Origin of the sequence: Dokdonia sp. Asnod2-E02 (genome assembly GCF_045063915.1) — a bacterium.
Classification (GTDB): domain Bacteria; phylum Bacteroidota; class Bacteroidia; order Flavobacteriales; family Flavobacteriaceae; genus Dokdonia.
This window is the reverse complement of sequence record NZ_JBEFNX010000005.1, coordinates 1,404,707-1,425,928: the sequence shown is the minus strand read 5'-3', so window position 1 is coordinate 1,425,928 and position 21,222 is coordinate 1,404,707. Positions and strand designations below refer to the sequence as shown.

At 37.7% G+C, this 21,222-nt stretch carries 17 protein-coding genes; 3 read left to right on the top strand and 14 right to left on the bottom strand.

What is annotated here, in order from left to right; genetic code table 11:
* Position 1: 1 nt before the first annotated feature.
* The 13 genes from ACJJVM_RS06375 to ACJJVM_RS06315 form a co-directional block, all read right to left on the bottom strand.
* Positions 2-1,024, bottom strand: coding sequence for a sugar kinase (locus tag ACJJVM_RS06375; RefSeq protein WP_298352691.1), 1,023 nt, complete (start codon positions 1,022-1,024; stop codon positions 2-4).
* Positions 1,025-1,031: 7 nt separating this feature from the next.
* Positions 1,032-1,796 (bottom strand): SDR family NAD(P)-dependent oxidoreductase, encoded by a 765-nt coding sequence (locus tag ACJJVM_RS06370; RefSeq protein ID WP_405211137.1) that lies wholly within the window; start codon positions 1,794-1,796, stop codon positions 1,032-1,034.
* A 14-nt stretch (positions 1,797-1,810) separates the two neighbouring features.
* Complete coding sequence (locus ACJJVM_RS06365) at positions 1,811-3,082, bottom strand: MFS transporter (protein ID WP_298352697.1); 1,272 nt, start codon at positions 3,080-3,082, stop codon at positions 1,811-1,813.
* Between the two features lie 136 nt (positions 3,083-3,218).
* Entirely contained in the window at positions 3,219-3,920 is a 702-nt protein-coding gene (locus ACJJVM_RS06360; RefSeq protein ID WP_298352700.1) for a FadR/GntR family transcriptional regulator, read from the bottom strand.
* Between the two features lie 73 nt (positions 3,921-3,993).
* A complete protein-coding gene (locus tag ACJJVM_RS06355; RefSeq protein WP_405212179.1) occupies positions 3,994-4,842 on the bottom strand; it encodes a polysaccharide lyase family 7 protein in 849 nt (282 codons plus the stop codon).
* A 68-nt stretch (positions 4,843-4,910) separates the two neighbouring features.
* Positions 4,911-5,747 carry a PKD domain-containing protein gene (locus ACJJVM_RS06350; protein WP_298352703.1) on the bottom strand — a complete coding sequence of 279 codons (837 nt, stop codon included), beginning with the start codon at positions 5,745-5,747 and terminating at the stop codon, positions 4,911-4,913.
* A 17-nt stretch (positions 5,748-5,764) separates the two neighbouring features.
* Positions 5,765-7,228 carry a RagB/SusD family nutrient uptake outer membrane protein gene (locus ACJJVM_RS06345; RefSeq protein ID WP_405211136.1) on the bottom strand — a complete coding sequence of 488 codons (1,464 nt, stop codon included), beginning with the start codon at positions 7,226-7,228 and terminating at the stop codon, positions 5,765-5,767.
* Positions 7,229-7,239: 11 nt separating this feature from the next.
* Complete coding sequence (locus ACJJVM_RS06340) at positions 7,240-10,308, bottom strand: TonB-dependent receptor (protein WP_298352710.1); 3,069 nt, start codon at positions 10,306-10,308, stop codon at positions 7,240-7,242.
* A gap of 265 nt (positions 10,309-10,573) precedes the next feature.
* Positions 10,574-10,921, bottom strand: coding sequence for a cupin domain-containing protein (locus ACJJVM_RS06335; protein WP_298352713.1), 348 nt, complete (start codon positions 10,919-10,921; stop codon positions 10,574-10,576).
* 5 nt (positions 10,922-10,926) lie between these two features.
* Complete coding sequence (locus tag ACJJVM_RS06330) at positions 10,927-13,224, bottom strand: alginate lyase family protein (protein WP_405211135.1); 2,298 nt, start codon at positions 13,222-13,224, stop codon at positions 10,927-10,929.
* Between the two features lie 6 nt (positions 13,225-13,230).
* Positions 13,231-15,450: a heparinase II/III family protein gene (locus ACJJVM_RS06325; protein WP_405211134.1), complete on the bottom strand. Its 2,220-nt coding sequence runs from the start codon at positions 15,448-15,450 to the stop codon at positions 13,231-13,233.
* Positions 15,450-17,753, bottom strand: a complete 2,304-nt coding sequence (locus ACJJVM_RS06320; RefSeq protein ID WP_405211133.1) for a chondroitinase-B domain-containing protein — start codon at positions 17,751-17,753, stop codon at positions 15,450-15,452. The genes ACJJVM_RS06325 and ACJJVM_RS06320 overlap by 1 nt, the downstream gene beginning before the upstream one ends.
* 46 nt (positions 17,754-17,799) lie before the next feature.
* Positions 17,800-18,765 (bottom strand): polysaccharide lyase family 7 protein, encoded by a 966-nt coding sequence (locus ACJJVM_RS06315; RefSeq protein WP_405211132.1) that lies wholly within the window; start codon positions 18,763-18,765, stop codon positions 17,800-17,802.
* 254 nt (positions 18,766-19,019) lie between these two features.
* Between ACJJVM_RS06315 and ACJJVM_RS06310 the strand changes: the two genes are divergently transcribed.
* From ACJJVM_RS06310 to ACJJVM_RS06300, 3 genes are read left to right on the top strand one after another with little or no spacing between them, the layout of a single operon-like run.
* Complete coding sequence (locus ACJJVM_RS06310) at positions 19,020-19,349, top strand: helix-turn-helix transcriptional regulator (protein WP_298352728.1); 330 nt, start codon at positions 19,020-19,022, stop codon at positions 19,347-19,349.
* Positions 19,350-19,397: 48 nt separating this feature from the next.
* Entirely contained in the window at positions 19,398-19,865 is a 468-nt protein-coding gene (locus ACJJVM_RS06305; RefSeq protein WP_405211131.1) for a DUF6428 family protein, read from the top strand.
* 23 nt (positions 19,866-19,888) lie between these two features.
* Positions 19,889-20,521, top strand: a complete 633-nt coding sequence (locus ACJJVM_RS06300; RefSeq protein WP_405211130.1) for a low molecular weight phosphatase family protein — start codon at positions 19,889-19,891, stop codon at positions 20,519-20,521.
* Positions 20,522-20,611: 90 nt separating this feature from the next.
* On the opposite strand, the gene ACJJVM_RS06295 is transcribed toward ACJJVM_RS06300, so the two are convergent.
* Positions 20,612-21,220, bottom strand: coding sequence for a hypothetical protein (locus ACJJVM_RS06295; protein ID WP_405211129.1), 609 nt, complete (start codon positions 21,218-21,220; stop codon positions 20,612-20,614).
* Positions 21,221-21,222: the final 2 nt, after the last annotated feature.

Below are 21,222 nucleotides of genomic sequence, written 5' to 3'. Positions count from 1 at the left end.
ATTATCTTGAAACTTTACCTGTTTGATCTCCATCCATAAATCGCTCTATGTCTTGTAAAGATACGAGGTTATAATCGCCGTAAATAGTATGTTTAAGGCAACAAGAAGCCACGGCAATATCTATTGCGCGTTGTTTATCCATAGGTTTATCTATGAGGCCATATGCAAGACCTCCCATAAAGGCGTCTCCACTACCTACACGATCTACCACGGGAGTTACCTCTTGCACGTGTGCTTTATAAATTTGATCACCGTCATATAGTATTCCTCCTATGCGCTGGTGAGAGGCGCTTACAGAGTAGCGCAGTGTGGTCGCAACTTGCTTTAGATCTGGGCACATTTTAAAGAGTTTATCATACAGCACAGGTAACGACTTTTCGTCGTGATAATTGGGCTGTACTTTAGGTTCTCCCAGCATAAAATATGCAGTGTCTATGTCGCCTAGTATAAGGTTGCTATACTTGAGTAGTTCTGGCATTACCTCGTGAGGTTCTTTTCCCCATTTCCATAATTTAGATCTGTAATTTAAATCTGTAGAAATGGTGAGTCCCATTTTCTTTGCCATTTTAACTGCTTCTAGACATTCTAAAGCAGCTTGCTCAGATATGGCTGGAGTGATACCACTCCAGTGAAACCAAGATGCTCCTTTAAAAATGGTCTCCCAGTCAAAAGCTCCCTTTGTAACGGTAGCCATAGAACTGCCAGCACGGTCGTAAACGACGTTGCTGGCTCTTGTTCCGGCTCCTGTTTCTAAAAAGTAAATACCTAATCGATCTCCACCTCTGTGTATATGTGTATCACCTACACCTAGTTTTTTTATTTCTTGCAGCGCAGTATCGCCTATCTCATTGTGAGGAAGACGTGTTACAAACTCTGCAGGAACACCTAAGTTGTTAAGTGATACTGCTACATTAAACTCACCACCACCGTAGGTAGCTCCAAAGGTTTTGGCTTGTGAGAATCTCAAGAAGCGCTCTGTAGAGAGACGCAACATTATTTCTCCAAAGGTGACTACTTTGCTCATATGCTAGTTATATACCTAATGCTTGACCACCACCTACTTGAATAGTTTCGGCAGTTAAGAAGGCTGCATCTGCACTTGCTAAAAATGATACAACACCTGCAACATCTTCTGGTTGTCCTAATCTACCTAGCATAATATTATTTGCCCACGAAGCAAACACTTCTGGTTTTGTCTCTTTAATTTGCTTGTGGAAAGGTGTATCTATCGTACCTGGCGATACAGCGTTTACACGTATACCATACTCAGCTAGATCTTTTGCAAGTGCTCTTGTAATAGTATGCACTCCAGCCTTAGATGTACCATAGATTCCAGCACCTGGTCCTCCGGCATTCCATCCTGCGTTAGACGTATAGTTAATAATAGTAGGGTGGTCACCTTTCTTTAAGAATGGAATCGCCGCTCTAGAAGCAAAAAATACACTGTCAAGGTTAAGAGCCATTACAAATCTGTAAAACTCTGTTGTCATTTCTTCAAAACGTGATCTACCACCTAGACCTCCTGCATTGTTTACAAGCACATCTATCTTACCGTATTTTTCACCTATTTTTTTGATGTTTGCTGTAACCTCTTCTTCTTTAGTTACGTCAAAACCGTAGTACTCTGCAGTTACTCCAGCAGCTTTAAGCTCCTCTAGTCGTTGCGCACCATCTTCATCTTGAATACCGTTTATGATAACCGTATATCCTTCTTCTCCCAGTCTCTTTGCAACAGCAAATCCTATTCCTCCTGTGGCACCAGTTACGATAGCCACTTTACCTTTATTTTTACTCATAGTTTTTTAATTAATTAGTTATTTTCAACAATTTTTATATTTCTGATTAGCCCAAAGATTGATATCACAACCATAGGCGCTAGTATTGCAATTACAATAAATGCAGGTGTATATGATGTAGAAGCTATCATAGGTATGAACCAGTTCATAATAATAACTGATATTGCTCCCACAGTTCCTGCGAGGCCTGCAAGCGTTCCCACAGAAGGCCCTCTAAATAAATCTGTAGATAATGTCTGGATGTTTCCGATAGCAAACTGAAATCCAAAAAGTACTACGCCCGTTATATAAATAAACGTCATAGGGTTATTATCATCTACTAAGAAAATGATACCTAAAAGACCTAAAAATATAAGTGTAGCCCCTATTAGTATCGTACGCTTACGCGAAAAGTCAACCGAATGTTTTGCCATTAACTTACCGCTGTACCATCCACCAGCAAGACTTCCTATCATACCTCCTACGTATGAAATCCACATTGTAGACCCTATTTCTTCTACACTAAAACCAAACTGACTGTTAAGGTATAATGGCATCCAGCCTACAAATAACCACCAGATAGGCTCTATAAAGAATCGCGCAGCAAGAACACCCCAAGATTCTTTATAACTTAAAATTTGCAGAAGAGAAAGACCTTTTTCCTTTGTAGCATTTTCATCTACAATAGCTCTACCTTCCATAATGAGGGCTTTTTCCTCATCTGTAATCCACGAGTGATGTTTTGGAGCGGCTTTATTGATAATAAACCAAGGTATTACCCATAAGATACCTAATGCACCAATGATGATATACGTACTTCTCCATCCATAATTCCCATATAAAACAGCAATAAGTGCAGGAGCAATAATACTTCCTACAGATGCCCCAGCATTAAAAATTCCTTGTGCAAGTGCTCTCTGGTTTACCGGAAACCACTCTCCATTACTTTTTACCGCTCCAGGCCAGTTTCCTGCTTCTCCCAGACCTAATAAACCTCTAAAAATACCTAATGAAACCAGTCCTTTTGAAAATGCGTGAAAAACAGAGGCAAGTGACCATAGTATGATAGAAAATGCAAATCCTAACCGTGTACCTATAATGTCCATAAGTTTACCAGACAGAAACTTTCCGGCAGCATAGGTTACCATAAAAATGTTGAGCATTAAGGCATAATCATAATCATCCATACCGAGATCTTTCCCCATCTCTGGCCACATAATTCCAAAGGCAGAACGATCAATATAGTTGATAATGGTTGCAAGGCATATGAGCGCTATAATCCACCATCTTAGTCCTTTAAGTTTCATAGTTTTTATATTTTTTTGGCTCTTTATTATTTCATATAAGAAAGTAAACGCCCTGGCTATTTTTTAATAGCTATTCTAAATTTGTAATATTTTTTGATTGTTTTTGCGCTTTCGCGAAAGCGTATATACTCATAAACTATAGATCGTAACAGTATTGATATAGTGCTTTAAAGTGCTCTTTCATCATTTGTTTTGCAACCTTTGTTTTTTGATCACGTATAGCTTCATATATGCGCTCGTGTTCTCCTATACTGGTTTGTGCCATTGTGCTATCACAAACGTGGTATTTTTCAAAATTTGTGATAATCTCTGGTGTAATCATTAACATAAAAGTGTTCATCGTACTGTTTCTAGAAGCTTTTGCAATTGCTAGGTGGAAGAGTAAATCTTCTTGCACTGCATCTTCTCCATTAAGCACTTTCTCGGTATATGCATCAAGTGCAGATCGCATTGCTTTAAGATCATCATCTGTGCGGCGCATTGCTGCTAGACGAGCGGTTTTGAGTTCTAATAAAATTCTAGTTTCTACTAGTGATTTAAAGTGTGGAGTCTCTAGACTTAAGATATCATCTATAATTCCATTCATTGCAATCACACCTATATTTGCTACAAACGTACCGCTTTGAGGAATGGATTTAAGTAAACCATAAAATTCAAGTTTTTGAATAGCGCTTCTCACGTTACCGCGAGACACTTCAAACTTTTCTGAAAGCATACGCTCTGAAGGAAGTTTATCTCCAGGCTCAAGATTTTTATAATTGATCAATTCTTGAATTTGAGCAATTATAGACATCTCAACATCGGCATTTTCAGATTTTGTACGTATGTCTAGATTCATAATTAATTATTTATAGTTACACGTTCTTATATGTTTGATTTACTGTAATATAAGATTTTTGCTATATTTTAAATCAGTGATTTACTTCTAATTTATAGACTCTTACTTTTGCAAAGGCTCCTTCGTCTCGGGTTTGTAAATAGTTGCCTACTTTAAAATAATTTTCAAAGATATTCCATCTTTTGATAGATGTACTGTCATATACAGCAAACTCTTGATTATTTAACGATACTACCATTTTTCCGTCTTCTACATCTACCTCTAATGTGAATTTTCCGAAGCCTACTTCTTGTTTAAAAGTATACCCCTTATCATCATCCCAGGCTTCGTCAAGTAATATGGCGTCATCAATCACATTTTGACTTTTTAAAACCTTAGTCTTTACTCTTATTTTTCCATCTTGCCAGTATACTTTTAATATGGGTGGCGCATTGTTATCTTTTTGACCTAGTCTATCTCGTTGCTCATTAGTAAGTCTGCCGTGTATCTGGGCTATAATTACTTTGTGGTATTTACCATTTTCTGCTCTTGAGACAGCATCCATAGCCATCTTGACTTTCATATTACCACCTTGTTCAAAGGTCCAGTTTACATTATTTTCTCCAGAGACCATTTGTTCTCTTAACTCAGATCTGGAGTATTTTGTATTTCTGGTAGTTTTACTAGGGTAGGCGTGAAAAACAATAGCCCCTCGTGTACTATCATTGTACATAAATGGCTTTAAAGTTTCGTTTGTTGCATACTCTAGAATCTCAGGAGGGCTTACCTCTATTACTTTAGGATCTCCTTTAGGTATGGTTACCTTCCAGTTTGTAAGATCTATTTCTGGCAGTTTATATTTTTTCCGTTTCTTTTTCTTTTTTTTCTTTACTTTTTTTGGAGTTAGAATTTCACTAGGGGTATTACCACTGCTTTCTACCATCTGTCCAAAAGACAGCGTGGTAGAAAGTAATAGTAATATGAAAAATGTGGCTTTCTTCAAAATATATGTTATTGTAATCCTGCCGTAAAGTTGTCTATACGTGCTTCTACACTTGCATTGTAAAAGAATATACTTACTGTACTATCTGCACCTGAGTTAAAATCAAGTGTTACTAGTGTATAATCTTCATCAGATCCAGTAAACTCAACAATTGCAGATGCTTCTGCAGTAGCGCGGTCTACATAACCACCACCAGGTAAAACAGATACTGTTGCAGACCCTCCTGGATCTTCTATTCTATATGAATATGTAATTCTGTAATCTGTATTAGGTGTTACTGTAAGTTCTTGATATCCTATTCTAGAAGCGTCACTTGGCAATTTTGCTGCTTGTCCACCTTCTGGTACAGTACTACTTGTGTTGATTTGAATCACGCCTCCTAGATCTGAGTTACGCCAAGAATCACGTCCATCACCAGTACCATCTGGAAGTGTGTTGTCCTCAAAGCTAGGCTCAATTATAACTGGAATAATAGCTTCTGGTTCTTCTGGTTCTACAACCTCTACTACATCCGAAAATGTACTTACTACGCCTAAAGCATCAGATGCTGTTAGGGTTACTGTATATGTTCCTTCTGCTGCATATTCGTTCTGTCCATCTACCTCACTAGAAGTGTTACCATCACCATAGTCCCAAGAGTACGTAGTGGCACTTGTAGATAAATTTGCAAAGTTGTAAATGGCAAAATTATTTATATCTACCGTGGCAATAAAGTTTGCTTCTGGTGGTGTTGTGTCTTCTTGACTTCCTGCCTCAGGAAGGTCTAATTCATTTTCACAAGAAATGGCTGCCACCATCCCTAAAAGTAAAAGGGCAATCTTGCTTGTTTTTAAAAAATATTTCATCTTCTTAATTTTTTAGATTAGTACCCAGGGTTTTGTGATAATAACCCATTACTAAGGTTAATTTCAAACTGAGGAATAGGTAATAATAAATCTGTAGCGCTAAAGCTATGTCCATTTGCATTTGAGAATTCAGTAAGAACATCTTGAGCTACCCCAAATCTTCTTAAATCGTGTATTCTGTGATTTTCAAAGGCAAGTTCTACACGTCTCTCGACAAGTAAATCATCTCTTGTAATTACAGTTACCGTATTTGCATCATCATCTGGATTATCTGGATCATCTGCTAGTCCAGCTCTATCTCTAATTTCTTGAAAAGATGCAAGAGCATTAGATGAGGTAGTCTGAGCACCACCAGCTAGTATAGCCTCTACGTGCATTAAAAGTACATCTGCATAACGCAATATAATCCAATCATTACCTGCACTCGTAGGGTCACTACTCGTTTCTGCAATACCTAAATCTGCATCTCCATTAGGAATCCATTTTACTACTTGAGTTTGTGTAGGTTGTTGTGCATCTACTCGCTTTGAGTATTGTGCTCTATCTCCACCAAATTCATCTAGAGCTGCAATAGCCTCATCTGTAACATAGTTTACTCCACTTGTACGACCTACACCGTTAAGCATTTCTGCTGAGAAGTTTTGACTTTCAAGAGAGTTGCTTGCTACATAACCTACAGTAAAAATGTTTTCACCATTTGCCTCATTAAAGAATACATCTCTAAAGTCTGCTTCAAGGGCATATTGCTGACTGTTTATGATATCTTCAAGTAAACCTTGAGCTTCACCATAATTAGTTCCTTGTGTTAAATATACTTTTGCTAGCATACCCTGTGCAGCAGCTTTTGAAGCTCTGTTAGGAGTACTAGTAACATCTAGAGATGAGATAGCATTTTGAAAATCTGTAACAATAAAGTCATAAATATCACTTGTTGCTACTCTGGTAAACTGTGCTTCAGTGTCAGTGATAATTATAGGTGCATCAATAAGTGGTACATCACCATACGAGCGTACTAAGTTAAAATATGCAAGTCCTCTTAAGAACCTAGCCTCGCCTTCTATAGTTGCAGCATTATCACCGGCTAAATCTATATTATCTAAAACTAGATTAGCTTTCGTAATAATATCATACATACTACGGTAGTAATCAAATACAAAACCATTAGTAGGTTGTACTGTAAAGTTGTCAAATTGACCAGCTTCACCTTCACCACTTTTTGATCTCGTGTTGTCACTGAGCATCTCTGTTACATAGAACTCAATTTGTTGAGAGTGATTAAGACTTGCATCTGTAAGCTCAAGGCTATTAACACCTTGTAGTGCGTCATAGACTGATACTAAAACAGATTCAAGCTCTTCTGCATTATTTGGGAATGTTTCACCCACAAGTACCGCTGTTGGTACTGGCTCTAAAAAGTCATCGCCGCAAGAGACAGTGCTCACTACGATCAATAACATCAATAAATTTTTAAATGTTTTCATAGTTGTCTTTCTTAAAATTCTAAATTAACTCCTAGCGATATAGTACGTGCAATAGGCGACCCTCCACGTTGGTATCCTACATTAAGAGCACCTTCATTCTGGTATGATTCTGGATTCCATCCAGTATAACCATCTGCAGTGATATACATTAAGTTTTGCCCTGAAGCATATACACGAGCACGAGATAAACCTACACGTGAGATAAGATCTTTATCAAAAGTATATCCAAGGCTCAACGTACGAAGTGCTACGTATGATGCGTCAGAAATAATATCATCAGTAAAAATTTTCTCTTTAATAAATTGTTGATCTGGAGTCGTTTCTGTGTTGAAATCCTCACGACTACTAAACTGATTAAAGATATACTGGTCTGCAATGTTTCTTACCTCTGCACCCCAGCTTCCTTGTAGTGTGAAGCTAAAATCTACATCACCTATTTGGAAATCATTTGCAACACTCCAGATGAGATCTGGGAATGGATCACCTATGATTGTTTTATCCTCATCATCTATAAGTCCATCTCCATTTAAATCTTTTACGTAAACATCTTGTGCTTCACCACCTACTACTGCATATGGATCATTTATAAATTCAAGCGGGATATCTCTATCCACTACATAACCATAAAAAGAAGAGATAGGCTGTCCTTCAAGTGTAATCCACTCTGCAGCACGTTTACTATCTACATTTGTAATAAGTCCACTTGCTCCAGCAAAGTCAGTTAGTTCATTCTTATTTGTAGAAGCTAGTATAGTCGTATTCCAAGTAAAGTTTTCATTTGTAATGTTACGTGTACGTAACTCAATCTCTATACCCTTATTTACCACTTCACCTCTATTTGCAAGTGCTTGACTAAATCCTGTAGTTGTAGAAACTGGCACATTAAGTAATAACTGGTCTGATGTCTTGTTATAAGCATCAATAGATCCAGAGATTCTCCCTTGGAAAAGGCCAAAGTCTACAGCGACGTTTGCCTCACTTGAGCGTTCCCACTGTAAATCTGGGTTTGCAACGTTTATAGGAGCAAGACCATTAACTACTTCATTGTTAAAGACACTAGAATTTGGTCCGTATAATTGTAGTGATGGGTATAGTTCAATATTATCAGATATAAGACCGCTACCTAGGCTTAAGTCTTTGTTACCTGTAAAACCGTAACTAGCTCTAAGTTTTAAGTTACTTATTACATCACTTTCGCTAAGGAAATCTTCTCTCGCAAGGTTCCAACCTAATGATACCGCTGGGAAGTAACCATATTTGTTATTTACTCCAAAAGAAGAGTGTCCATCTGCTCTTAAACTTACAGAGGCAAGATATTTATCTTCATAAGAATAGTTTACACGTCCAAAAAATGAAAGTAAACGCTCTTCAGTATTATATGATACATTTTCTATAACAGTTGTTCCACCACCGAGAGTTTGTATAAGATCATTTGAAAATCCGTTTACAGCAACAGATGAGTATTCACGATCCCACTTCTCTGCAGAGGCTCCTAAAAGTGCACTTAAGTTATGCGATCCAAAAGACTTGTCATAAGTAAGTAATGCTTCAGTAAGGATATGTATACGCTCGAAGTTGTCTAGATCTAGTTGTGCGGCAGATGCACCGTTACGGCTAGCTTCTACTCCTTGGTAACGACGTTGCTTTCTTGACTGGTAATCACCACCTAGAGTAGCTTTAAAGTTTAATCCTTCTGCAATCTTGTACTTTCCGTAAAAGTTACCATACATTCTAAACTGCTTATCTGTACGATCTCTCTCTAATACTTTTGCAGCAGGGTTTTGGTTACTTGTAGTACTTATATCTACTAGCTCACTTCCATCTCCAAAGAGATCATAATTATCAAAGTGACGTTCTCTAGCATAATCACCTATTTGTACATCTGGATACACGTTGCGATCTACATATTGAATAGAGTTTGCATCGTGAAAAATAGGTAACCACGGCTGTTGCCTTAAAATATCGTGAGTAGATCCATCAAAACGTCTTCTATTTGTATAAGAAGGAGCAAGGTTAGCCCCAAAAGAGAAGTTGTCATTTACTTTAGTGTCTACTTTAAGTCTAAAGTTATATTTCTTAAAGTCATCTGTAATTAGAACCCCTTCATCGTGTACATATGATAATGAGGTGTTGAATTTTGTTTTCTCGCTTCCACCTCTTGCGCTCAGGGAGTGACTTTCTATCTGTCCACCGTCAAAAATGCGATCTTGCCAAGACTCATCTATACCTAAAAGCTCTCTATATTGAGACCTTAGAGAAAGTTCTCCAGTATTCGCAAGCTCTCTAGCGTGAGATGCTGCTACGCTAATATCATAAGCATCACTTTGTCTTGCTTCCTTAAAACCAGTAAAGGTGTTGTAACTAAAAACCGTTTTACCTTCTTTACCTTGTTTAGTAGTTATTATAATAACTCCACCAGAAGCTCTAGAACCATAAATAGCAGCAGATGCTGCATCTTTAAGAACTTCTACAGAGTCTATGTCGTTTACATCTACAGTGTTTAGGAAGTCTGCATCGAGAACTACGCCATCTACTACAAGAAGAGGCCCGCTGTCTCCAGCAATAGATCCTACACCCCTAATGTTTATTGTAGCATTAGATCCAGCTTCACCTTCGGTAGCCTGTATATTAAGACCGGCAACTTGACCTACGAGGGCTTCGTTTGCCGTACCTACAGCTATCTGATCTAGATCTTCATTTTTTACCTTACCTACAGCTCCAGTAATTTTTGTTCTAGATTGTGTACCATAACCTATTACAACTACTTCTTCAAGAGCATTTGCATCTACTGTAAGACTCACGTTTGCTTCAGTTTGCCCAGTAATAGGGACAATCTTAGTAGCAAAGCCTACATACGAGTACTGTAAGACATCACCAACCGATACAGACAACTGGTAATTACCATCAAAATCTGTTGAGACTCCGTTTTGAGAACCTTGTACAATTACACTCACTCCAGGAATAGGAGCATTGTCTTCCTCCGAGACTACGGTACCTTTTATAATATATGCGTCTTGCCCAAAAAGCAATACACCACATAAAAGAAAAAAGGCTAAGGAAAACTTAGTTTTTACATTCATAATTAATGATTTAAGATTTAATTAATTTGTTTTTTAAATAATCCTCAGAAAAACATTAAGTGCTATAGGTTCTGTATGCGTTTTACTACTTTTACAGCAAATAGACTTTCTAAGTTTATTTATACTTCCTACCAGAAGTGATTATCAAGGACAGTGTCGCAGCTGTCCTTTTTTTATTGGTTTTCCAGACTGGTTTACCAGTTTGGAAAACCAAATATGATGATAATAAATTGTTAATGCAAAAAAAAGAGTGTTAAAATATTAACTATTTCATAAAATCTTCGCGTATTGGTGAGAAAACGTCAATAAGCACCCCTGCTTCAGTACAAATAGCTCCGTGTAAATCGTGTGGCGGAATGTAAAAAGAATCTCCAGCTTTGAGGGTCTGAGTCTTTCCGTCTATAGTAACATCAAAAGATCCACTCTCTACATAAGTTACTTGAGAATGGTAGTGCTCGTGCATAGGTCCTATTCCTCCTTTTTCAAAATATACCTTAACGAGCATAATCTTATCGTCATAACCCATTATTTTGCGTTTTACGCCTTCACCTACTACTTCCCACTCAATGTCTGCGCCTTGTATAAATTCTTTACTTGATCCAAATGATTCCATAATGTTTAATTTTTAAGTTGTTTAAAATAATATGTACCCTTCCAGGTGTATGTATTGTTAGATAATTCTAGTTTGTGTTGCGCTTTCGCGAAAGCGGAATCTACCACAATCACTATATAACGGTCTTTGTTTTGTAAGGTAAGCTCGAGGGCTGTATACCCTTGAGGTGACGCAAGTGATTTAATATTTTGAACGGCTGCATAAGCATTTTCTGCTTTTTCGGTCACTGGGTTATACGTGCCGTGAGACTCTATTACTTGCACAAAAAGACCATCCTTCATATTGTTGCGACGATGTATAAGCATAGGGTCGCGACGTAAATTAAACTCTGGATCACTGGCCCCTACACGACCAAAAATGAACTGGTCTTTACCCTCTGTGAGAACAGTTGCCGAGTAAAACTTCTTGTTATCTAGCCAGGTAAACTGTGTGTTTTCTGTACTAGGGATGCCTGTAGCCTCTTTCCAGATATGCTGGTAACCTGCCTTTGTGCCTAGGGGGCTGAGTTGTGGTGGAGTGTTTAAATCAAGGTTAGTCGCTACTACCTGCCCTTTATAATAGAGTGGGAGGTCATATTTGTGATTGCCATCACTGGTCACATTAAGAATATCTAAAAGCAATGGCTTTTTATGATGGTCTAGCGTTACCATCATCATAGTACGAGTAAACTCTGTGCCGGGGTAGGCATTTGCCTCTACGGCACTTACGACCTGAATGTTTGGGTCGCTTGTTTCAAAAGTGGTTATCTCTGGGTGATGTTTTGAACTTTCTTTAAATATGCCCTTGTAATGAGAGTTTTCATCTTGTACGAGGGTGTTGTGAGCTATTGTTTGTTTTGCCCAACTCGTATTTTCTTTAAGATATCCTCCACCATTTTTTTGCTCTACATTTACAAAACGCGCCAGGCCATAGTCTTGTAATACCTCTTCACCATCTTCATATAAGGAGTATGATAATTTATCAAAGTGACCGTGACTTAAGCCGTGAGCGGCATTCTTCATAACAAGTGCCATTGTGCCGCCCTCATAATTTGCACGCAATATAGCTACACCACCTTCATCACCTTTTGCCCCGTCACGTAAGAGCATAGACTCTTTTATAAAAGGTTGTGCTTTGCCTTGATGTATGCCTTGAGCAACGGCAAGACCTGTGGCATCTAGCTGTACATTGTCTTGTTGTAGTGCAACAGATAGTAGTCTAGGATCTTGATTACCGTAGTAGTATGCAATATCTACAGCAGAAACTAGGGACGCCGTTTGGTATGACATTCCCTTCTGTCCATCATTAAGAGGGAAGAACTCACCATCTGCATCTGTGAGGTTTAATAGGGCATCTACCGCTTTAATAAGTACACCACCGTTGTATTCAAATATCTTGAGCTCTGGTTTTTTAGTTTCTAACGCTTGCGCGAAAGCTAAGAAAGGATACATCGCATAACGCTGATAGTAAGGCCCCTCTGTATAATAACCATCTGGCGAAAATGGCTCATCTAGATTTGCCAAAAACCCGGTTTTCTGTCCTTCTCTCTTTATCGTTCCGCCATCATTGTCAAGGGCTTCACTGTCTATTCCGTCGTCCTTAATTCCGTATAAAGCTCTATCTACAAGCTCGTCATCATTTATCACTAAGCCTATCATCCCTACAGCTACAGTTCCCCAAGTGCTATGGTTATGTACTCTATTAAAAAACTGTGGCGTTTCTACAGATAGAAAATCTGCAAAGGGGCGAAATAACTCATTGTCTAAGGTCTGTCGTTCTTCTTCTGTGATCCATCCTCTTATACCGTCATACGCCTGACTCATATACACGAGCCAGTTTGCATCATTAAGACATTGCCAAAAGATTTTTCCGCGGGCATATGAGCGTTCTTGCGGGTGACGAGGTAGTGACTTGTACATCTTTGCATATGCTAGTAGTACATCTCTGGTAAACGCTGCATATTTGGTGTCGCCTGTAATTTGAAACAGTGCACCTGCTTTTTGTAAAGTGGCATAATTTTTTTTGTGTTGAGTATGGGTGTAGCCACCAGCCATATCTTTTGGTATGGGCACTTGTATACCTTCTGCCATTGCCGCATCTACTTCTTGCTTTGCTCGCTCAAGCGATTTGTCAAATAATGGTACACTCCCTAATGCACTTTTGATATCATCTACACTTTTTGAGGTAAGCATTAGTTTAGGGTGATCTGCAACATTTTCTGAGTCACTTACTATAGTAGTTTGATCCTGATCTTTACAAGAAAGAGCAACCATTACAATTGCGATGAGCTGTATAGCTTTTTTTAAGTGTTTAAAGTGTGTCATAAATAGTTACTTTATCTTATAAGTTACCTCTGTTGCAGGTTGTAATGTGTAGTTTGTATCAATACCATCTTGAGTGACAATAATCGCTACTTTTTTGCCACTTAGTAGTGTGATGGTTAATTCTTGATTGTTTACTTGAGTCATTATATCTGCCCCTTCTGGAATTTCAATATTTATTGTGTCAATAATCGCTTTTGAAATATTAAAATAAATGGAGGTGTTTCCTTTAGATAGTATTTTTATACTGCCATTATGAAGTGACCACCCTTTTAAAGATGGGTTTTTATCAGTCTCAAGTATGCGGGTGTCATAAGTGCTATAAGGATAAAGTACAGTAATAAAACTATGTGATGCTTCTCCTTCTTTAGAAATGGTAGACCATTGTTTTCCTCTTTTTCCAGAAGTAGTTACACGATCAACCTTATTGAGTTGGTAAATATCTAGACCGCTTCCGTTAGAAAAATTAGAACGTAAGAGTTCAGCTCCATTTTCTGTGGTGTAGTGACCTTGCCATTGTTGCTTATAGATATGTGCTTCTTTAGCGTAAAAGTTGTCTTTCACAATCCAAAAATCATTTTCTACAGAGATTACTTGTCTTGTGTATGTAACCCCTTTTTCCTCAAAGCCATCGTGGCTGCCTATAAAAAGATCTATAGATTCGTTAGAAAGCCATCCCAGCACCTTAGGTTCTGGAAGACTTTTAAATTTACCAAAACCACTTCCTCCTTTATTAGATGTGTAGTCTTTACCTTGAAGTATATTGTCTACAAGTGCAACATTTTTTACTTCACTATTTTTAAATAGTTCTAGGTCATCTAGTGAGTAGCGTACTTGGTAATTAGGTAAAACTACGTGCTCATTTGCCATTGCTTGTATACCTAGCATATCTCCGTGCTGGTGGTCTGGCTTGTCTTTATCTAAACCTGCAGATATTATGAGCATTTTATCACTAGTCTTCCAGCCTTCCCTCATTATATAATAACCTGTGTCTGTAAAAGCATATGACTTTGTTTCTGGTGGTGTTGCTTTTATAGATTTTAATCCTTCTAGTTGATTACGGCTTAGGTACCATAAATACTTAGGTTGTACTGCTTGCTTTGCAAAATGTCCCATTGCTGGATCATCAAATAATAGGTAGCCTAGTGTAAGCGTCCCCGAGATGTCATTTTTTTCTGCCCAAGGCGTATCTGTATCATCAGATAGTACAGGAGCGCTTCCGTCTGGATAAGCAACTTTAGTGAGCGTTGTAAATAATGATTTAAGCTTGTCTTCCCATAGTGCACTTACTGGCATATTACTTTTTTGAGCCAATTGGTACACATAAAAATAGTTGTCTATATCGCTCTGGTGGTAATGTATCGTACGTTCAAACTGAAACCCATCTTCATTAATCTCTCTTTTAAGATGCTCTTCTAGAAGAGACATAGCGTGTGTATACCACACATCTGCATCTTTAAAGTCATTTAATATTATAGCAAGCATAGCCAGTGCAGAGAGACCTCTGGTCTGGTGATTGCCAGGTTTAAACTCTTTATTGTTTTTATATAAATGTGCTGCGTGTTGAAGTAGTGTGGCTATAGTAGTAAGTTGATTTTTGTCTGTGTATGCTGCTTCTCCCAGATATCCATTATGTATTTGAAGCCAGTTTAAAATGCGATAACCAGATCTAAAAGATTCATACACGCCATTACCATCATTTATGGTTTCAAAACTACTAGTAATTAAAGCATTATTAAGAGATGCTAGTTGCGATGTATAATAGTCTATGTAAGATGGGTTTTTATTCTCATAGCGGTATAAAAAAGCAATGTCTACCATTTTATGTTGCCTAGCAAGGTGTCTTAAACCATATGCATTAATAGGAGTTCCATTTTTATAGTTAAAAGGTAATTTCCAAAACGTGCTATCATCAAATTTATCTAGGTGATCTTGAGCTCTAGCCGTGTGATATGTCTCCATCTTTGGGTAAAGACGTTTGTACTCTTCAAAACGCGTGTCTGTCTCGTGCCAGTCATAAAAATAACGAGAGGCAAAAACAGTTCTAAAATGTAGGGCGAGACCAGTCTGAGAAACTTCTCCTAGATCTTTTTGTACACTAGTTTTGAGATATGGGAGTATATCATCTATAGCAATTACCCGCTCAGAAGGAATATGCTGTGCATATCCTGATAGGGTAAGTAATAAAAAGCATAGCTGGACCCCATATTTTTTAAAACGCTGCAACATTAGTAAACTAACTTAAGTTTTAAGTTTTGCACCACTTTAATCTCTCCAGAGTTTGAAATCTTATTATCCACAGGTTCTTGTCCTTTTTCACCCCAAAGTACTGCAATGGTTTTTATAGGGTTATTTGTAAAGGTATTTTCGGCAAGAGTTACGTTTACGATCCCTCTTGTTTTTAATAAAATATTACTCTTCTCTTGAGCGCCACATTGTGTAAATGTATTGCCACGCACGACAAGGCTACCGCCTATAGTAGACTCATCATAACCACCACGGTAGTAGTCTAGCACATTCATCCCTACGTTTGTAAAGTTGTTATCCTCTACAAAAACAAAAGCCGCGTTATAATCTCCTTTGTCATTAGTTTCCTTATTAAGTTGGATACCTCTTGAAGTGTTTTTTATGGTGCTATTTTTAATTGAGATTGTATCTGCAAACGACGCTTTACTAGTTTCTAACACACTTTTAAAACCATCTATCTCAACATTATCTAGCCATAATTCATATGCCTGGCCCATCCCTTTTTCTAGGGTTGCAAACGCGTCTGTACCCTTATCACCCTTAAGTATAATGTTTGATAGCTTAAGCTTTGCTCTGGGTTGTAGTTCAAAACCTTTGGTAGCGTTTTTAAAAGTAATCACGGGTCTGTTAGTCGTTGCTGTAGATTGTAGGGTTACCGCTTTCGCGAAAGCGTAATTACCATCCACCTCATAAGTGCCAGGTGCTATATTTATGGTAGTGCCTTGGCTAGCATTTTTTATAGCTTTTGCAAGTTCTGCTTCAGTCGAAACTGTTATTGTTTCTGGGCTGTTTTGCGCAGGTCTGGTGTTAAACCAAGAGGTCCCGTAGTTTGAGATATCTAGCAATTCTTTATGATTACTTGATACCGAAACAATAGCTCCGGCACGGTTAGACTTATCACGGCTATTGCCTAATAAATCTTGATCTATACGGTCAAAATCAAAACCGTTGTAAAGTTCATTTTGCGCTCCTTGAGGTACAGAAAATAAGTTGTCACCTTGTGATAGGTCTAGTGTTTTTGTAATAATACCATCTGTCTTATAATCGCTCGTGTTTTTTACATTTATAAAGTTGCTCTTAAAAGTCACTCCTGTTATAGAGTCATATGTTTTTACAACACTCGCAGTGGGCGCATCTGTGTATATAAGATTATTTGCTACCACCATACGCTCTGCTCTTGCAGATCTAATCTCTGAAGCGGGTAATACCTCTGCCTGACTTAAATTTGCCCCTACACCAAAATGCCAAGGCGTCTTTGAGTTTATAAAAGAGTTATGTGCAACCACAACATCTGTCACTTGGTTATAACGATTAAGTGGAGATTTTGGGATACCATTCATCACGGCAAGCGGTGCTCTAAACTCGTTTCCTTTTAAGTTATAGAAGTAGTTGTTTACAATCCAGTGGCCCGTGTTTATAACACGTATACCACCTATAAATTCTGAATTTTCATTACCTATAAATACGTTTCCATCTATAGTAGCATAATTACCGTGTCTTAATACCAGTGAACCCTCAGATTCAAAAAACACATTGTTTTTAAATGTATTGTAGTTACTCTTACTAGAGATAATCTCTACCTCACCATTACAACGTTCAAAATAATTGTGCTCTACATTTACATACCCTGGTGTCATAGAGGTATAGCTGTCTCCCAGTTGCAGCGTCTCTGCACGTGGACCTCCTTTTCTAGGGCGTGGTCCAAAATGGTTGTCTTTAATCTGGTGATAGGTATTTACATTTTCATTACCCTTAAGCATAACACGCAGGGTAGGACCTTGGTTTGTTTTACCAGTGATGTAGTTATGGTCAAAGCTGTTATGTTGCCCCCACAGTTCTATCCAGTGGTTTTTACTATCTCGATCTGGGTTTGTAAAATCTTCTATCACACAGTCTGTCACTCTAGAGTGGTAAGCAATTTTTGAATCATCTATTTTATATCTTATTACAGCTTTTTCTGTCGTAAATCCGTTTTTAAAATGTAAACCGCTCACGTGCAAGTACGACCCGCCCAGCTTGAGTGAAGAGTTACCCTCTAAGATAACCTCACCTGGAGTTTCGGCTGTAAGAGATATGGGGTTTGCTTCTGTACCCTTACCATAAAATTTTATGGCAGCATCTGTCCAAACACCGTTTTTAAGCACAATATGATCTCCGGGTTCTGCATTTTTAATAGCTGTGTTGAGCTCGTCTATGGTAGCAACGGTCTGACTTGCGTCTAGTGCTGCCTCTTTACAGGCGCTTAAAAGTACGAGTGAGCAAAGAAGTATGAGATGTTTATACATAATGTGATTGTTGATGTTTTAAGAGCGCTTTCGCGAAAGCGTACTATTAATGTGTAACCTCTATATTATAGTACTTAAGCGTGGCAAATGCCTGTGCGTCTGTACTGGTTAAATAATTACCTGCTTTAAAGTAGTTTTCAAAAGGCCATTTCTCTAGACTCACGTCCTCATAGATTAATGGACTTTGATCGTTGAGCTGTATTTCTAAACGGGCGTCACTAGCTGTAATGCTCAAACTAAAAGGTTCAAACCCCACATAACCCATATTGTCTTTTATGTCTTCCCAAGTATCGCTTGAGGTGTCTAGTAATGCATCACCCTCTGTAGACTCATCTACTAGTGATTTTTTATGAGACCAGATATAACCGTCTTTCCAATACATTTTTAAGAGAGGTGGCCCGTTATTAGAACTAAAGTCGTGGGTCTCCATATCTTCTTCAGATATAATACCGTGTATTTGCATTACGATAGTGCGATGATAGTCGTTACTTGAGTTACCATCTTGAGATATGTCTTCCATTTTAAGATTACCAGAGAGTATGCCTCCTTGCGCAAGAGTCCAATTTTCTCTCGAGTTAGAAGGGTTGATGAGTTCTCTTAACTCTGTTCTAGAATAACTACTGTTTGCTGTAGATGAAGATGGATATACGTGAAAAACGAGTGAGGTGTCCTCAATGTCGTCATACATAAATGGTGTAATTGCCTCTATGCTTTGATACCCAAAATTAACTAGTTGTGCTGGTTGATATTCGTCTGGGCTTCCGTTATTATTTTCATCAACAGGTAGTGTCACTTTCCAGTTAGAAAAATCTATTGAGGCATACTGGCTAGTATCTGTCTCACCATCTGTAGTGCCTTGTGTGTCTTCTACTTGTGGTGTAGGTGTAAAAGGGGCATCATCTCCCTCATCTGTAGACGAGCAAGATATACTAGCTACACATAATAAGAGGATAATAATAAACCTATATTGTGTAGATCGTAGCATACATTGTAGGGTGATTACTGTTTGCATTTAAATTTTTTAAACTGGTTTTCCAAATTGGTTTACCAGTTATGTATCTCAAATATAGATATAATTATAAGACTCGCAATATTTTGGCGTAAATTTTACGCTATTGCAAATTATTACCTACTATAATTGTTTAATTTGAGTTTGTTGTTTTCTTGAAGCCATAATTAAATTTTACACTAAAAGGAATTTTAACTTAGTATAATGAGTATGTATTATTTATTAATCGTAATATTGCAATCAAATAATATAATAAGATGGGATTAACAAAAACCGAAATGTTTACAGATGAGCAAAACCAGATTTCACTTTTTTCAAAAGTATTTGGTCACCCTGCTCGTGTAGCGATATTGCAGCATTTATTTAAAATAAATAGTTGTGTATGTGGCGACCTTGTAAATGAAATAGGTCTTGCACAACCTACCATCTCACAACACCTTAAGGAGCTCAAAAATTTAGGTTTAATAAAAGGTAATGTAGAGGGTACGAGTGTTTGCTACTGTATCAATTCAGAAAATTGGACACGTATGAAAGAAGTAATGCAGCAATTTTTAGATCAAGATATTGTCGCAACAGATTGTTGCTAAAAAAAATTATTCTCATTAATCGTATAATCGCAATAAACAAATAGAATTATGAAACTGTCAGAAGTAAAAAATGTACTTAATGGGTTGGAGACAATTTCTTTCCAACTACCAAGTGGAGAATTAGTGCCAAGTCATTTTCACGTGACTGAGGTAGGTAAGGTGTCAAAGCACTTTATAGACTGCGGTGGTACCGTGCGAAAAGAGGAAGTAGTAAACTTTCAACTATGGAATGCAGATGATTATGACCATAGACTACATCCAGAAAAGCTGGTAAATATTATTGAGCTTTCTGAAAAGATATTAGGTATAGAAGATCTAGAGATAGAAGTAGAGTATCAAGCGAGCACCATAGGTAAATATGGACTTGATTTTAATGGGTCAAGTTTTTTACTTACCTCTAAACAAACAGATTGTCTAGCAAAAGATCAATGCGGTATACCTGGCGTAGAACCAGCTGTTGAGACTGTCGCAGAGACAAGCTCTTCTTGCTGTGGGCCTAATAGTACGTGTTGTTAATCACATTTTATAAAGAAACCTATATGACCACAACAGCGTCAACACTATATCCAAAGATTAATGATTTTATAGAGGGGTTAGATATACATAGTATTACAGAAGAGCGCAAGGAGACCCTTGAACCGTTAGTAGCGTTTGTTAAAGAAAAGCACAGGCAGCAGGAGATTATAAGACTCAATTTTATATGTACACATAACTCTAGAAGAAGTCATCTCGCTCAAGTGTGGGCACAGGTTATGGCTTACTATTTTGAGGTAGGGAAGGTATATAGTTATTCTGGCGGAACGGAGCGTACAGCTCTTTTTCCGGTAGTTGCCACAACATTAGAAAACACAGGTTTTTTAGTAAAGACTATTTCTAGTGGTGATAACCCTGTTTACACAATAAAGTTTGCAGAAAATGAGCATCCTGTTATAGGGTTTTCAAAAAAGCTGGATGATACTTTTAACCCCAGTGCAGGCTTTGCAGCAATAATGACCTGCTCGCAAGCAGATGGTGGATGTCCCTTTGTAGCCGGTGCAGAAAAGCGTGTGCCTATTACATTTGAAGATCCTAAGGTATATGACGGCACTCCACAGCAAAAGGAAAAATACCTAGAGCGTAGTACACAAATTGCAACAGAAATGCTTTATGTGTTTTCTCAAGTGAGAGGATAGAATTGATGCGTCATATTTATACAATAAAGAAATCCTCTTGGTTTTATACTAAGAGGATTTCTTATTAATATCGCTTTTTTATCCTTAGGTCTAAATGCGTTTATATACTTTCTTGCTTAGGAAAGCTATAGCTATAACGATGCCAAGTATAGAGAGGAATGATACCTGTCCCATCGAAGCTTTCTGAATATTTATATCTATAAACTCATCTTCAGTTACCGAAAGTGATAGCGAGTAATTATTATCCTTATTAAGTATAAACTTTGTTTTTTTAAAGTCTTCTTTAAGTATAAGTAGGGCACTCTTACTGTTATGTATATTCTTAAATAGCGTGTTAGTTAAGTCTATAGTCTCAAGATGAGAAGGCACCTTAGTTAACGTAAATAATACCTTTGTCTCGTGACCTAGTTGCACTTTACCATTAGTAAGGATGTAATTTTGATTCTCATTAAAACTTAGGTTAAGATTCTGTGCAATATGATTTAAAACCATTTCTCTAAACTCCTCTGGGGTCTTATATGGAGTGCTGGCATATGCTTGCTTTATTTCTTGCTGAAATGCAGTGAGAGAAGCATTAATTTGTAATACCCAGACATCATTTTGCTTTTCTGCTAAGATAATCGTGGAGGCCTCTGTTTGATGAGCAAAACTCACTGATGTTATAAAAATCACTAGAGCCGAAAGAAGAAACTTTTTCATAA